The organism is Burkholderia sp. PvR073 (assembly GCF_054055695.1).
In genome coordinates, this window is record NZ_JBSRXO010000007.1 from 324,653 (window position 1) to 339,460 (window position 14,808).

Genomic DNA, 14,808 nt, shown 5'->3' on the forward strand with positions numbered 1-14,808 from the left:
TTATGCGCACCAAATTAACCGTCAAGAATCCGCGTCCGGCGTCGCCGACCCGCGCACCCGTCCGCTCCGGCAGCCTCGTCGCTCGCAAGGCGGTGCGCCCCGCCCCGCCGCCCGCGGCCGACAAGCCGCCGCGCCCGAAGAAGGCCGGCGCTCCGGCAGCCGCCGGCGAACGCGCGTTCAAGCCGCGCGGCGCGGAACGCCCGGGTGCGGATCGTGCGCCGGCGAAGCGCGCACCGCGTGACGGCGGTGCCGAACGCGGCGACGCGCGTCCCGCGCGTCCGTATCGCAGCGCCGAAGGCCAGCCCGATGCGCGGCCGCGCCGCGCGGGCACAGAAGGCGGTGCACGCGCCCCCTATCGCGACAAGGCAGACGGCTATGGCGAGAAGCGCAGCTTCGGCGAACGCCGTACGTCGACCGACCGCCCGGCTCGCCGCAGCGACGACGATGCACGGCCGCGCCGCGCAGGCGCAGAAGGCGGTGCACGCGCACCGTATCGCGACAAGGCGGCCGGCGAAGGCGCGAAGCGCAGCTTCGACGATCGCCGTCCGCCGTCCGACCGCCCGGCTCGCCGCAGCGATGGCGATACGCGGCCGCGCCGCGCAGGTGCCGAAGGCGGCGCACGCGCACCGTATCGTGACAAGGCAACCGGCGACGCACCGAAGCGCAGCTTCGGCGAACGCAGTACATCGTCCGACCGCCCGGCTCGCCGCAGCGACGACGATGCACGGCCGCGCCGCGCAGGTGCTGAAGGCGGCGCACGCGCACCCTATCGCGACAAGGCAACCGGCGAGGCACCGAAGCGCAGCTTCGGCGAACGCCGTACGTCGACCGACCGCCCGGCACGCCGCAGCGACGACGATGCGCGTCCGCGCCGCGCTGGCGCCGAAGGCGGCGCACGCGCGCCCTATCGTGACAAGGCAACCGGCGATGCACCGAAGCGCAGCTTCGGTGAACGCCGTACGTCGACCGACCGCCCGGCTCGCCGCGACGACGATACACGGCCGCGTCGCGCAGGAGCCGAAGGTGGTGCACGCGCCCCCTATCGCGACAAGGCAACCGGCGATGCACCCAAGCGCAGCTTCGGCGAACGCAGTACCTCGTCCGACCGCCCGGCACGCCGCGGCGACGACGATGCACGACCGCGCCGCGCTGGCGCCGAAGGCGGCGCACGCGCACCGTATCGTGACAAAGCAACCGGCTACGGCGAAAAGCGCAGCTTCGGCGAGCGCCGCTCGACGGGCACCGCGCCGACGACCGCACAACCGGTCAAGCGCCGCGCCCCCGACATCGATCACGGCGACGAAACCGGCCTGATGCGCCTGTCGAAGCGCATGTCCGAGCTCGGCCTGTGCTCGCGCCGCGAAGCCGACGAATGGATCGAAAAGGGCTGGGTGCTCGTCGACGGCGAACGCATCGACACGCTCGGCACCAAGGTTCGTCCCGACCAGAAGATCGAGATCGACGAGCGCGCGAGCGCCGCGCAGGCCGCGCAAGTGACGATCCTGCTGCACAAGCCGGTCGGCTATGTGTCCGGTCAGGCGGAAGACGGCTACGAGCCCGCGTCGGTGCTGATCACGCGCGCCAACCAGTGGAGCGGCGACCGCTCGCCGCTGCGCTTCTCGCCGCAGCATCTGCACGCACTCGCACCGGCCGGCCGGCTCGACATCGATTCGACCGGCATGCTCGTGCTGACGCAGAACGGCCGGATCGCGAAGCAGCTGATCGGCGAGCAGTCGGACATCGACAAGGAGTATCTGGTGCGCGTGCGCTTCGGCGAACGGCTGCTCGACATCGACCAGCACTTCCCCGCCGAATCGCTCGCGAAGCTGCGCCACGGCCTCGAACTCGACGGTGTCGCACTGAAGCCCGCGATGGTGAGCTGGCAGAACGGCGAACAGCTGCGTTTCGTGCTGCGTGAAGGCAAGAAGCGCCAGATCCGCCGGATGTGCGAACTGGTCGGTCTCGAAGTGATCGGCCTGAAGCGCGTGCGGATGGGCCGCGTGATGCTCGGCGCGCTGCCGCAAGGGCAATGGCGCTACCTGTCGCCCGACGAGTCGTTCTGACAGCGGGCACGCACCGCGTGCCACGCAATGAAAAAGCCCGCGCAAGCGGGCTTTTTCGTTTCCAGCACGACGGCGCGCAACATCGCGCACCGCCGCGTGCCGGTCAGTCGTCGTCGGTCGGATCGAGCCCCGGGAACAGCACCTCGGTGAAGCCGAAGCGCGTGAAGTCGGTGATTCGCATCGGATACAGCTTGCCGATCAGGTGGTCGTATTCGTGCTGGACGACCCGCGCGTGGAAGCCTTCCGCGACGCGGTCGATCTTCGCGCCGAACTGGTCGTAGCCGCTGTAGCGCACCTTCGCATAGCGGCTGACGACGCCGCGCATGCCCGGCACCGACAGGCAGCCTTCCCAGCCCTCTTCCATGTCCGGCGGCATGTACTCGAGCTTCGGGTTGATCAGCACGGTCTCGGGCACGGGCGGCGCGTCCGGATAGCGGTTGTTGCTGCCGAAGCCGAAGATGATGAGCTGCAGCCCGATGCCGATCTGCGGCGCGGCGAGCCCCGCGCCGTTCGCGTGATGCATCGTCTCGAACATGTCCGCGACGATCTCGTGCAGTTCCGGCGTGTCGAACTGCTCGACCGGCTTGGCGACTTCGAGCAGGCGCGGATCGCCCATCTTCAGGATCTCGCGAATCATGGGGTGTTGCCCTCCAGGAGTTGGTGCAGTCCGTCTTCGTCCAGTACGGGGATGCCGAGTTCCTCGGCCTTCGCGAGCTTGCTGCCGGCATCGGCGCCCGCGACCACGTAATCCGTCTTCTTCGATACCGAGCCCGCGACTTTCGCGCCCGCCGCTTCGAGCATCTCCTTCGCCGCGTCGCGGGTGAGATTCGGCAGCGTGCCCGTCAGCACGACCGTCTTGCCGGCCAGCACGCCCTGTGGCGCCTTCGGCGCGGGCGGGCCTTCGGCCCACGTGACCTTGCCGGGCGCGCGCAGCTGCTCGATCACGGTGCGGTTGTGTTCTTCCGCAAAGAACTGGTGGATCGACTCGGCGACGATCGGCCCGACGTCGTTGACTTCGAGCAGTTCCTCGATCGACGCGTCCATGATCGGGGTCAGCGACCCGAAGTGCTTCGCGAGATCCTTCGCGGTCGATTCGCCCACATGGCGGATGCCGAGCCCGTAGATGAAGCGCGCGAGCGTCGTGTGCTTCGCCTTCTCGAGCGAGTCGAGCAAATTCTGTGCGGACTTCTCGGCGAACCGGTCGAGTTCCGCAAGCGTCGCGAAACCGAGATTGAACAGGTCGGCCGGCGTGCGCACGAGATTCAGTTCGACGAGCTGATCGATGATCTTCTCGCCGAGCCCGTCGATGTCGAGCGCGCGACGCTGCGCGAAGTGCCACAGCGCCTGCTTGCGCTGTGCCGGGCAGAACAGGCCGCCCGTGCAGCGCGCGATTGCCTCGTCCGGCAGCCGCTCGATCTTCGAGCCGCACACCGGGCACTCGGTCGGCATCACGAATTCGGCCGCGTCTTCCGGCCGGCGATCGAGCAGCGCGCCGACGACCTCGGGGATCACATCGCCCGCACGCCGCACGATCACGGTATCGCCGATCCGGATGTCCTTGCGGCGCACTTCGTCCTCGTTGTGCAGCGTCGCGTTGGTCACCGTCGCGCCGCCGACGAACACGGGTTCGAGCCGCGCGACCGGCGTGATCGCACCCGTGCGGCCGACCTGTACGTCGATCGCGACGAGCTTGGTCAGCGCTTCCTGTGCGGGAAACTTGTGCGCGAGCGCGAAGCGCGGTGCACGCGACACGAAGCCGAGGCGATCCTGTTCGTCGCGCCGGTTCACCTTGTAGACGACGCCGTCGATGTCGTACGGCAGCGACTCGCGCTTCTCGCCGACCTTGCGGAAGAACCCGAGCAGGCCGTCGGCGCCGTACACGACCGCGCGCTCGCGGTTCACCGGCAGACCGAACGACTCGTACCAGTCGAGCAGCGCGCTGTGCGTGTCCGGCATCGGCATGCCGTCGAGCACGCCGATCCCGTACGCGAAGAACGACAGCGGACGCTGCGCGGTGATCTTCGGATCGAGCTGGCGCAGGCTGCCGGCCGCCGCGTTGCGCGGGTTCGCGAATTCGCGTTGCTCGGCCGCGCGCTGGCGTTCGTTCAGGCGTGCGAAATCGCGCTTGAACATCAGCACCTCGCCGCGCACGTCGAGCAGGGCCGGGACGTGCGCGCCCTTCAGCTTCAGCGGGATCGAGCGGATCGTGCGGACGTTTTCCGTCACGTCCTCGCCGGTCGTACCGTCGCCGCGCGTCGACGCCTGCACGAACACGCCGTGCTCGTAGCGCAGCGAGATCGCGAGCCCGTCGAACTTCAGCTCGCACGCATATTCGACAGGATCCGTCACCGAGCCGGCGAGATCGGTCGTCTTGTCGAGCGCATCGGCGACGCGCTTGTCGAACGCGGCGATGTCCTCGTCGGCGAAGCCGTTGTTCAGCGACAGCATCGGCGCATCATGGACGACCGGCGTGAAACCACCCGCCACTTCGCCGCCGACGCGCTGCGTCGGCGAATCGGGCGTCACGAGTTCGGGATGATCGGTTTCGAGTTGCTGCAGCTCGCCGAACAGTCGATCGTATTCGGCGTCGGGCAGATCCGGCTGGTCGAGCACGTAATAGGCGTAATTCGCCCGCTCGAGTTGGTCGCGCAGCCACGCGGCACGCGTGTCGGGCTGGCTGGCTGGCGGTTCGGCTTGGGTTCGGGCCATGCTGGCGGCAGTTTCGTTCTGAAAAATCGGATGTTCGATTATCTCAGTTTGACGCCGCGACGGGGGCACGCGATGCGTGCCGCGCAAGCCGGCTGCAGCGCACACAGGCCGCGTGTGTGCGGCAGTGCAGCGACGGACGGCGGCACCGAGGGCCACCGCCCGTGAAACGCGTTACTGGCTGAACAGGCGGCGCGTGACCGGCGAACCGGCCGGGATGCCCGCTTCCTCGAGCTTCGCGTACAGCTTCATCAGTTGCTGGTCGATCGCGACGAGCGTCGATTCCGGCAGCGGCCGGCGCGAATCGTCGACGACCCGCGCACCGATCCGCTCGGACAGCGACTTCGCGTAGTCGCACATCAGCCGGAACGGCAGGATGTCCTCTTCGGCGACCGGCACGTCGAGCACCAGCGTGATCATGTTGCCGCCCTTGTACGTCAGGTCGTCGCGCAGGAAGTTCGTGTCGCCGAACTGCAGCATGAACACGGGGTTCTGCTTCGCGTCGAGCTTCACGAAACGCGTGCCGTCGCGCGACAGCAGCAGCCCGTCCTGCGATGCGACGGCCTGCACGTAGTTCGCCGACCACGGCGCGCCGTCCGACATCACGTTGATCGACAGTTGCGCGTCGCACTGCGCGGCAAAGCCGTCAAGCTCGCGCGCCATCGCGACCGTCTCCATCATGTCCGGGAATTCCGGTGCGCCGTCGATCGCATCGGCGAACTGCTGGACGCCCGTCACGAACTCGGAGAATTCGAGCTCGTTCAGCGCGCCGCTGCGGTTCGCGAGTTGCGCGGCCGCGCGCAGTTCTTCATAGCGCACGCCGTTCTGCAGCAGTTCCCACTGGCCGCCTTCCGGCTTGCCTTCGATATGCACGGGCTTGCTGCCCGCGCGGCGCAGCCGCTGCGCGGCCGGCAGGATCTTCTCGCCCGGCAGCGACCCGCCGAGGCGAATCGGCACGATGCAGTCGATCCGGCGGTCGACGATCGCGGGCGGTGCCGAGGAGACCGTCGTCGCGGCCGGCAGCACGGGTTCGGCCGGCTCGTTCGATGCGTCGCCGGCCGGCGCTTCATGTGCGGCGGCGACCGAACCTGCGTCGACGGACTGCCTGGCCGGCTCGGTCGATTCCGACGGCGTGTCGCCGCCGGTGGCCTCGGCCTGCAGATCGGCCGGCATGTCGGCAGGCGCCACGCCGCCGAAGGTCGGCTCGACGCGCGCTGCGTCAGCCGGCGTGCTCGCGGCGCCCGGCGCCGGTGCCGCAGGTTCGCGGCGCGCGGGCTGGCGCACCGGCTCGATGAACGGCAGCTCCTCGTCGCGCTCGGGGCGATTCATCGCCTCGGCCGCCTCTTCCGGCATCGGGCGCGGCATCCTGCGCCGCACCTTCGCGCCCTGCCACGCGTTGTAGACCACGACGCCGCCCACCACGACGGCGCCGGCGCCGATCAAACCGAGTGTCAACTCGTCCATGCACGCTCCATCAGCAATTCTTTTTCGTCGGACCCGCGAACGGGCGCCCATGCGCCGCGCGAACGCGGTCCGGTTTCGTCAAACGTCAATTCTGGGCAAAACCCGCGGCGGTTTCCATGTCCACCGCGACGATCCGCGATACGCCCTGCTCCTGCATCGTCACGCCGATCAGTTGCTGCGCCATCTCCATCGCGATCTTGTTGTGCGAGATGAAGAGGAACTGCGTCTTGGCGGACATCGCGCGCACGAGATTCGCGAAACGCTCGGTGTTCGCGTCGTCGAGCGGCGCGTCGACCTCGTCGAGCAGACAGAACGGTGCCGGGTTCAGCTGGAACATCGCGAACACCAGTGCGGTGGCGGTCAGCGCCTTCTCGCCGCCCGACAACAGGTGGATGGTCGCGTTCTTCTTGCCCGGCGGCTGCGCCATCACCTGCACGCCCGCGTCGAGGATTTCGTCGCCCGTCATGATCAGCTTCGCCTGGCCGCCGCCGAACAGGCGCGGGAACAGGTCGCTGAAGTGACGGTTGACCTCGTCGAAGGTGCCCTGCAGCAGCGTGCGGGTTTCCTGGTCGATCTTGTGGATCGCGTCCTCGAGCGTCGTGATCGCATCGGTCAGGTCGGCCGACTGCGCATCGAGGAACACCTTGCGCTCGCTCGCGGCCTTCAGCTCGTCGAGCGCGGCCATGTTCACCGGGCCCAGCGCGTTGATCGCGTTGTTCAGGCGCGTGACCTCGCCCTGCAGATACGACGGTTTCAGGTCCGGCGTCAGCTTCTCGCGCAGCGCTTCCTCGTCGACCTCGGCTGTCGTGAGCTGCTCGGCAAACTGCTCGACGGACAGGCGCGCGGCCTGCTCCTTCAACTGCAGCTCGGTGATGCGGTCGCGCAGCGGCTGCAGCGAACGCTCGGCGACGAGACGCTGCTCGTCCGACGCGCGCAGCTTCGCAGTCAGGTCGTCGAGTTCGATCCGCGCGGCCTGCAGCGCTTCTTCCTTCACCGCGCGAATTTCGAGCGCGTCCTGCAGGCCCGTGTGCGCGGTCTGCTCGTTGATCGTTTCGAGTTCGGCGCGCGCGTCTTCCAGCGACGCGGCGACACGCTCGCTCTGCTCGTGCGCGACCTGGATGCTGCGCTTGAGCTCGTCGATCCGCGTAACCGCGTTGCGCGCGGCGAAGCGCGCGTCGTTCGCGCCGCGCTCGAGGTCACGCGCTTCCTGGCGCGCCTGCGTCAGCGATTCGTCGAGCGCTTCGAACGCGAGCTGGTTGTCCTCGAAGCGCGCCTGCAGTTCCGCGAGTTCGCCGTCGAAACGCTCGAAGTTCGCTTCCGATTCAGCACGCAATGCGCGCTGCTCGTCGATCTGCGCACCGATTTCCTCGAGTTCCTCGCGGATCTGCGTGCTGCGCTGCGTATAGCGTTCGTGCGCCTGCGCGAGCTTCAGCACGTCCATCTGCAGCGCGTGCACGCGCTGCGTCGCGCGTTCGGCCTGCGCGCGCACGTCGCCGAGCGCCTGCGCGGCCTGCGTGTGCGCGGCTTCCGCCCGCACCGCGGCCGTGCGGGCTTCGTCAGCGAGCAGCGCCTGCGCACGCACCTGGCGGGCCAGGTTCTCGATTTCCTGCTGGCGGGCCAGCATCCCGGCCTGCTCCGAATCGGCCGCGTACAGCTGCACGCCGACGCGCGTGACGATGTGGCCGGCCTTGACGACGAACGCGCCGCCTGCCGGCAGTTGCGCACGCGTCGCGAGCGCCTGCGCGACGTCGTCGGCGACGTACACGTTGCCGAGCCAGTCGTTCAGCACCGCACGAATGCCCGCATCGTCGATGCGCACGAGCGACAGCACCGGGCGCAGCCCGGCCGCGGCGGCCGGCGGTTCACCGGCGGCCGGCGGCGCGTAGAACGCGAGCTTCGCGGGCGGTGCATCGGTCGCGAACGCCTTCACCCAGTCGAGATTCGATACTTCGAGCGCGGCGAGGCGCTCGCGCAGCACGGCCTCGAGCGCCGCTTCCCAGCCCGCTTCGACGTGCAGCTTCTTCCACAGGCGCGGCAGCGCGCCGAGTTCGTGCTTGTCGAGCCACGGCTGGATCTTGCCTTCGGTCTGCACGTTCTCCTGCAGCTGCTTGAGTGCGGCGAGCCGCGCCTCGAGCTGGTGGATCTGCGTGCTTTCGGCCTGCACGCGCTCCTGCGCGGCACGGCGTTCGCCGTCGAGACGCGGCAGCGCTTCCTGCGCATCGGCCAAGCGCGCCTGCGCCTCGGCGAGGATCTCTTCCTGCTCGGCGAGCTGCATGCGCAACTCTTCGAGCTGCGTTTCGTCCGGCGCATCAAGCCCGCCCGCCTCGGACTTCAGGCGCTCATGGCGCTGCTGAAGCTGCTGGAGCTGCTGGTCGGCATTGCGCTGGTGCGCGGCCTCGAGCTTCAGCGACTGCTCGGTCTGCGCAATGCGCGCGCGCTCGTCGTTGAGCTGCGCCTGCGCATCGCGCCACTTCGCTTCGAGCGCCGGCAGCGCGTCGTGTTTCGCGGCCGCGTTGTCTTCAGCGAGCGCGGCCTTCTCGTCGGCCATCGCGCGCGCTTCCTCGGCTTCCTCGAGCTCGTCCTGCGCCTTCTCGGCCTGCGCGCGCCATTGCTCGCGCTGCGCGTTCAAGGCGGCGATCTGCGCCTGCACGCGGTTGCGCGATTCGACGATGAACTTGATCTCGGCCTCGAGGCGGCTCACTTCAGCGTTCGCCTCGTAGAGCGCGCCCTGCGCGCCCTGCATTGCGTCGCTCGCCGAGTAATGCGCGACCCGCAGCGTCTCGAGCTGCGACTCGACCTCGCGCAGCCGGGCCGTCTGCGCCTCGAGGTCGATCTGCGCCTGCTCGATCGCGCGCAGCTGCTTCTGCTGCTCGCCCGCGGCCTCGTTCTTGCGCAGCAGCCACAACAGGCGCTGCTTCTCCTCGCCATCGGCGACGAGTTCCTTGTACCGGGTCGCGACGACGGCCTGCGCCTCGAGCTTCTCGAGGTTCGCGCCGAGCTCGCGGACGATGTCCTCGACGCGCGTCAGGTTCTCGCGCGTGTCGTGCAGGCGGTTCTCGGTCTCGCGGCGGCGCTCCTTGTACTTCGACACGCCCGCGGCTTCCTCGAGGAACACGCGCAGCTCTTCCGGCTTCGCCTCGATGATCCGCGCGATCATGCCCTGGCCGATGATCGCGTACGCACGCGGGCCGAGGCCCGTGCCGAGGAAGATGTCCTGGATGTCGCGGCGGCGCGCCGGCAGGTTGTTGATGTAGTAGCTCGACGTGCCGTCGCGCGTCAGCACGCGCTTCACGGCGATCTCGCCGTACTGGCCCCACTGTCCGGCCGCGCGGCCGTCGGAGTTGTCGAAGATCAGCTCAACGCTTGCCCGGCTGCCGGGTTTGCGGGCGGTCGAGCCGTTGAAGATCACGTCCTGCATCGACTCGCCGCGCAGCTCGGACGCGCGCGACTCGCCGAGCACCCAGCGCACGGCATCGATGATGTTGGACTTGCCGCACCCGTTCGGGCCGACCACGCCGACTAGCTGGCCCGGAACCTGGAAATGCGTGGGATCGACAAAGGATTTGAAGCCAGCGAGTTTGATCGAGCTCAGACGCACGGCGGTATCGGATGTGAAGAAGGTGTGAAACGGACGGGCCGCGACGCGCGGGGCCGGACGGCCCGTGTGCGCGATGCGCCCCGGAATTCAAAAGCGGGGCCGCGCGCATCCAGCGTTGGGCCCCGCAAACGGCTTCCATCATACCATCGCGCGTGCGCCGTCCCGCCCGTCGCCGGGTTTGCCCCGTGCCGGCGCGGCACGATGGACCCGGCTCGACAGCAGCGTCGCCAGCACGATGCACGCGCCGCCCGCCCACTCGCGCGCGCTCGGCAGTTCGCTCGCGAACACCCATGCGGACAGCGCGGTGATCACGATCTCGAACAGCATGATGATCGACGCGCGGTTTGCCGGCACGCGCGCAAGCCCGTATTGCACGAGCAGGTTGTTCACCGCGATCGTCACGCCGATCGCGACGATGATCAGCGCGGCGGTGCCGAGCTGGCCGCCGGCCGGCGCGGCCGGCAGCCCCTCGAACAGCGACGCGATCGCGCCGAACACCGCCGCGCCGCCGAACAGCGTCGCGGTGCGCATCTCGGCGCGCATCTCCGGCAGCTCGCGGCTCGCCTTGATCACGAGCACGTTGCTCATCGCGAAACTCAGGCCGGCCGCGAGCCCCGCCCATTCGGCCGGGTTGGCCGGCAGCGGCACGCCGAGCGTCGGCGACCACAGCATCAGCATCGCGCCGCCGATCGACAGCGCCGCGAGCCCCGCGCCGGCCCAGGTCAGCCGCTCGCGCAGCAGGAAATGCGCGTAGATCGCGGTCCACGCCGGCGTCAGGTAGAACAGCAGCATCACGCGCAGCACTTCCCCGTGGATCGTGCCCCACACGAAGCCGAGGTTGGTCACGCCGGCCGTGATCGCGATGCCCGGCAGCACCCAGTGCCAGCGCAGCGTCGCGATCGTGCGGTGGCGCACGACGACCACGAACAGGAAAGCGACGAGGCTCGTCAGCGCGCTCGCCAGCGTGCCGGTGAGGCCGAGCGACGCAAGGATGCGCAGCGGATACCAGATCAGGCCCCATACCGAAGCGCCGATCAGGATGGCCAGCGTCGGCAGGCTGCCGCGTACCGCGTTATTCATTTGGTTCGATACCCTTTATTCGACCGGCCCGGCCGCCGCTCCGGCGGGCCGTGACCGCATTGCGTCACGCTATAATCGTCCGCTGCGAGCCGCGCGCCGTCGGCGCCCGTTCGCAGCCGTGCGGCACCTGCGCCGCCCCTTTCGCTCCAACCGGCCGCGACGGCCGCTTCGCCCGTGAACCCTCGACTCGACTCGCTCCAGCCCTATCCCTTCGAAAAGCTGCGCGCCCTGTTCAAGGACGTGACGCCCGGTGCCGGTACGCCCGGTGCCGGTATGCCCGGCGCCAGCCTGAAACCGATCAGCTTCGGCATCGGCGAGCCCAAGCACCCGACGCCGGCGCTGATCCGCGACGCCGTGGTAGCCGCGCTCGACGGCCTCGCATCGTATCCGGCCACGGCCGGCTCGGACGCGCTGCGCACGTCGATCGCGCAGTGGCTCGAACGCCGCTACGGGCTGCCGGCGATCGATCCGGCCACGCAAGTGCTGCCCGTGTCGGGATCGCGCGAGGCGCTGTTCTCGCTCGCACAGACGGTGATCGACTCGCGCGCGAGCGCGGACGGCAAGAAGGCGATCGTACTCTGTCCGAATCCGTTCTATCAAATTTACGAAGGCGCGGCGCTCCTAGCCGGTGCCGAACCCTATTTCGCGAACAGCGACCCGGCGCGCAACTTCGCGTGTGACTACGCGGCCGTGCCCGACGAGGTCTGGGCGCGCACCCAGCTGCTGTACGTGTGCTCGCCGGGCAATCCGACGGGTGCCGTGCTGACGCTCGACGACTGGCGCGAGCTGTTCGCGCTGTCCGACCGCCACGGTTTCGTGATCGCGTCCGACGAATGCTATTCGGAAATCTATTTCGACGAAGCGGCGCCGCCGCTCGGCGGCCTCGAGGCCGCGCACCGCCTCGGCCGCGGCTTCGAACGCCTCGTGATGCTGTCGAGCCTGTCGAAGCGCTCGAACGTGCCGGGCATGCGCTCGGGTTTCGTCGCCGGCGACGCCGCGCTGCTCAAGAAATTCCTGCTGTACCGCACGTACCACGGTGCGGCGCTGTCGCCGGTCTGGCAGCACGCGAGCATCGCCGCGTGGAACGACGAGGCGCACGTGCGCGAGAACCGCGCGCTGTACCTGCAGAAGTTCAACACGGTCACGCCGATGCTGGCCGACGTGATCGACGTGAAGCTGCCCGACGCCGCGTTCTACCTGTGGGCCAATGTCGCGCGCACCGGCCTGTCGGACACCGAGTTCGCCCGCCGCCTGTACGCCGACTATAATGTGACGGTTCTGCCCGGCTCGTACCTGGCGCGCGACGCGCATGGCACGAATCCGGGCCGCGATTTCATCCGGATCGCGCTCGTCGCGGGCACCCCTGAATGCGTCGAGGGCGCGCAACGCATCGTCGATTTCTGCCGGGCTCTCGCGCGGTAAGACGTCCATCCCGATCAATTCCATTCATCTTCTGCGAAAACGAACATGTCGCAACAACTTCAGCAAATCATCGATACCGCCTGGGAAAACCGCGCCGAGCTGTCGCCGAAGGCCGCGCCCGCCGACGTCCGCGAAGCCGTCGCTCATGCGATCGAGCAACTCGACAAAGGCGCACTGCGCGTCGCCGAGAAGATCGACGGCAACTGGACCGTGCACCAGTGGCTGAAGAAGGCCGTGCTGCTGTCGTTCCGCCTGGAGGACAACGCGCCGATGCCGGCCGGCGGCTACTCGCAGTTCTACGACAAGGTGCCGTCGAAGTTCGCGAACTACACCGCTGAAGACTTCGCCGCGGGCGGCTTCCGCGTCGTGCCGCCGGCCATCGCGCGCCGCGGCTCGTTCATCGCGAAGAACGTCGTGCTGATGCCGTCGTACACCAACATCGGCGCGTACGTCGACGAAGGCACGATGGTCGACACGTGGGCAACGGTCGGTTCGTGCGCGCAGATCGGCAAGAACGTGCACCTGTCGGGCGGCGTCGGCATCGGCGGCGTGCTCGAACCGCTGCAGGCGAATCCCGTCATCATCGAGGACAACTGCTTCATCGGCGCGCGCTCGGAAGTCGTCGAAGGCGTGATCGTCGAGGAGAACTCGGTGATCTCGATGGGCGTGTACCTCGGCCAGAGCACCAAGATCTACGATCGCGAAACGGGCGAAGTCAGCTACGGCCGCATCCCGGCCGGCTCGGTCGTCGTTGCCGGCAACCTGCCGTCGAAGGACGGCTCGCACAGCCTGTACTGCGCGGTGATCGTGAAGAAAGTCGACGCGAAGACCCGCGCGAAGGTCGGCCTGAACGAGCTGCTGCGAGGCGACTGATGGCCAAGCCGCACACCGTGGTCGTCTACGGCATTCCGAACTGCGACACCGTGAAGAAGGCCCGCGTGTGGCTCGACGATCACGGCGTCGAGTTCGAGTTCCACGACTTCAAGAAGCTCGGCGTCAGCGCACCGCTCGTCGAAGACTGGCTGAAAGACGTGTCGCTCGACGCGCTCGTGAACAAGCGCGGCACGACGTGGCGCGGCCTGGACGATGCCATGAAGGCGGCCGCGGAAACGCGGTCCGGCGCGGTCGCGCTGATGATCCACAAGCCGTCGGTCATCAAGCGTCCCGTGCTCGTCGTCAACGGCCGCGTGAAATCGCTCGGCTTCGTGGCCGATCAGTACGCGGCGCTGTTTGCCGCCTAGGGCCGCCCGCGCTGCGCCCGCGGGTGCAGCCCGACGTCTCGTCACTGCCGGCCACCGCGCCGGCATTTTTTATCGAAAGTGGTCCGAACCATGTCCGCCACCCTAGCCCTTACCGAACAGCTGATCGCCCGCGCGTCCGTCACGCCCGACGACCAGCATTGCCAGCAGATCATGACCGAGCGCCTCGCCGCGCTCGGCTTCGAATGCGAGACCATCGCGTCGCATGGCGTGACCAACCTGTGGGCCGTCAAGCGCGGCGCCGACGGCCGCGACGGCAAGCTGCTCGCGTTCGCGGGCCACACCGACGTCGTGCCGACCGGCCCGCTCGAGCAGTGGACCTCGCCGCCGTTCGTCCCCGCACATCGCGACGGCAAGCTGTACGGCCGCGGCGCGGCCGACATGAAGACGTCGCTCGCGGCGTTCGTCGTCGCATCCGAGGAATTCGTCGCGGCCCACCCCGGCCACCGCGGCGCGATCGCGTTCCTGATCACGAGCGATGAGGAAGGCCCGGCCACCGACGGCACCGTGAAGGTCGTCGAACTGCTCGAAGCGCGCGGCGAACGCCTCGACTACTGCATCGTCGGCGAGCCGACCTCGACCACGGAACTGGGCGACGTCGTGAAGAACGGCCGCCGCGGCTCGATGTCGGGCGAGCTGGTCGTCAAGGGCGTGCAGGGCCACATCGCGTACCCGCACCTCGCGAAGAACCCGATCCACCTGCTCGCGCCGGCGCTCGCCGAGCTCGCCGCCGAACAGTGGGACGAAGGCAACGAATACTTCCCGCCGACCACCTGGCAGGTGTCGAACCTGCATGCCGGCACCGGCGCGACCAACGTGATCCCCGGCCACGCGGACCTGATGTTCAACTTCCGCTTTTCGACGGCGAGCACCGTCGAGGGCCTGCAGGCACGCGTGCATGCGATCCTCGACAAGCACGGCCTCGAATACACGCTGAAGTGGTCGGTGAGCGGCCTGCCGTTCCTCACGCCGCGCGGCGACCTGTCGAACGCGCTGGAGAACGCGATCCGCGCCGAGACCGGCCTCACGACCGAGCTGTCGACGACGGGCGGCACGTCCGACGGACGCTTCATCGCGCGCATCTGCCCGCAGGTGATCGAGTTCGGCCCGCCGAACGGCAGCATCCACAAGATCGACGAGCACATCGACGTGCGCTTCGTCGACCCACTGAAGAACGTGTACCGACGCGTGCTCGAACAACTGATCGCCTGACGGA

At 68.6% G+C, this 14,808-nt stretch carries 10 protein-coding genes; 5 read left to right on the forward strand and 5 right to left on the reverse strand.

Annotated features, from left to right (window positions below):
• Positions 1–2 precede the first annotated feature (2 nt).
• Entirely contained in the window at positions 3–2,063 is a 2,061-nt protein-coding gene (locus tag ACVK00_RS22335; RefSeq protein ID WP_284889692.1) for a pseudouridine synthase, read from the forward strand.
• Between the two features lie 103 nt (positions 2,064–2,166).
• Here ACVK00_RS22335 and def read toward each other — a convergent pair whose 3' ends face one another.
• From def to ACVK00_RS22360, 5 genes are all read right to left on the reverse strand, one after another.
• On the reverse strand, positions 2,167–2,700 hold the full coding sequence (gene def / locus ACVK00_RS22340; RefSeq protein WP_166724928.1) for a peptide deformylase: 534 nt from the start codon (positions 2,698–2,700) through the stop codon (positions 2,167–2,169).
• Positions 2,697–4,772 carry an NAD-dependent DNA ligase LigA gene (ligA, locus tag ACVK00_RS22345; protein WP_228904685.1) on the reverse strand — a complete coding sequence of 692 codons (2,076 nt, stop codon included), beginning with the start codon at positions 4,770–4,772 and terminating at the stop codon, positions 2,697–2,699. Before ligA ends, def begins: the two co-directional genes overlap by 4 nt.
• Before the next feature lie 171 nt (positions 4,773–4,943).
• A complete protein-coding gene (locus ACVK00_RS22350) occupies positions 4,944–6,233 on the reverse strand; it encodes a cell division protein ZipA C-terminal FtsZ-binding domain-containing protein (RefSeq protein WP_354122988.1) in 1,290 nt (429 codons plus the stop codon).
• 85 nt (positions 6,234–6,318) lie between these two features.
• The gene (gene smc / locus ACVK00_RS22355; protein WP_228904689.1) at positions 6,319–9,831 is read right to left on the reverse strand and encodes a chromosome segregation protein SMC; all 3,513 of its coding nucleotides are present in this window, start codon (positions 9,829–9,831) and stop codon (positions 6,319–6,321) included.
• A 138-nt stretch (positions 9,832–9,969) separates the two neighbouring features.
• Entirely contained in the window at positions 9,970–10,911 is a 942-nt protein-coding gene (locus ACVK00_RS22360; protein WP_228904691.1) for a DMT family transporter, read from the reverse strand.
• A 174-nt stretch (positions 10,912–11,085) separates the two neighbouring features.
• Here ACVK00_RS22360 and dapC point away from each other — a divergent pair, with 174 nt between their 5' ends.
• The 4 genes from dapC to dapE all read left to right on the forward strand — a co-directional run bounded on the left by dapC (position 11,086) and on the right by dapE (position 14,804).
• On the forward strand, positions 11,086–12,333 hold the full coding sequence (gene dapC / locus ACVK00_RS22365) for a succinyldiaminopimelate transaminase (protein ID WP_284889686.1): 1,248 nt from the start codon (positions 11,086–11,088) through the stop codon (positions 12,331–12,333).
• 45 nt (positions 12,334–12,378) lie between these two features.
• Positions 12,379–13,206 (forward strand): 2,3,4,5-tetrahydropyridine-2,6-dicarboxylate N-succinyltransferase, encoded by an 828-nt coding sequence (gene dapD, locus ACVK00_RS22370; RefSeq protein ID WP_006478479.1) that lies wholly within the window; start codon positions 12,379–12,381, stop codon positions 13,204–13,206.
• Positions 13,206–13,574: an ArsC family reductase gene (locus ACVK00_RS22375; protein WP_006755454.1), complete on the forward strand. Its 369-nt coding sequence runs from the start codon at positions 13,206–13,208 to the stop codon at positions 13,572–13,574. Before dapD ends, ACVK00_RS22375 begins: the two co-directional genes overlap by 1 nt.
• Positions 13,575–13,664: 90 nt before the next feature.
• Positions 13,665–14,804, forward strand: a complete 1,140-nt coding sequence (gene dapE / locus ACVK00_RS22380) for a succinyl-diaminopimelate desuccinylase (protein ID WP_284889555.1) — start codon at positions 13,665–13,667, stop codon at positions 14,802–14,804.
• Positions 14,805–14,808 lie beyond the last annotated feature (4 nt).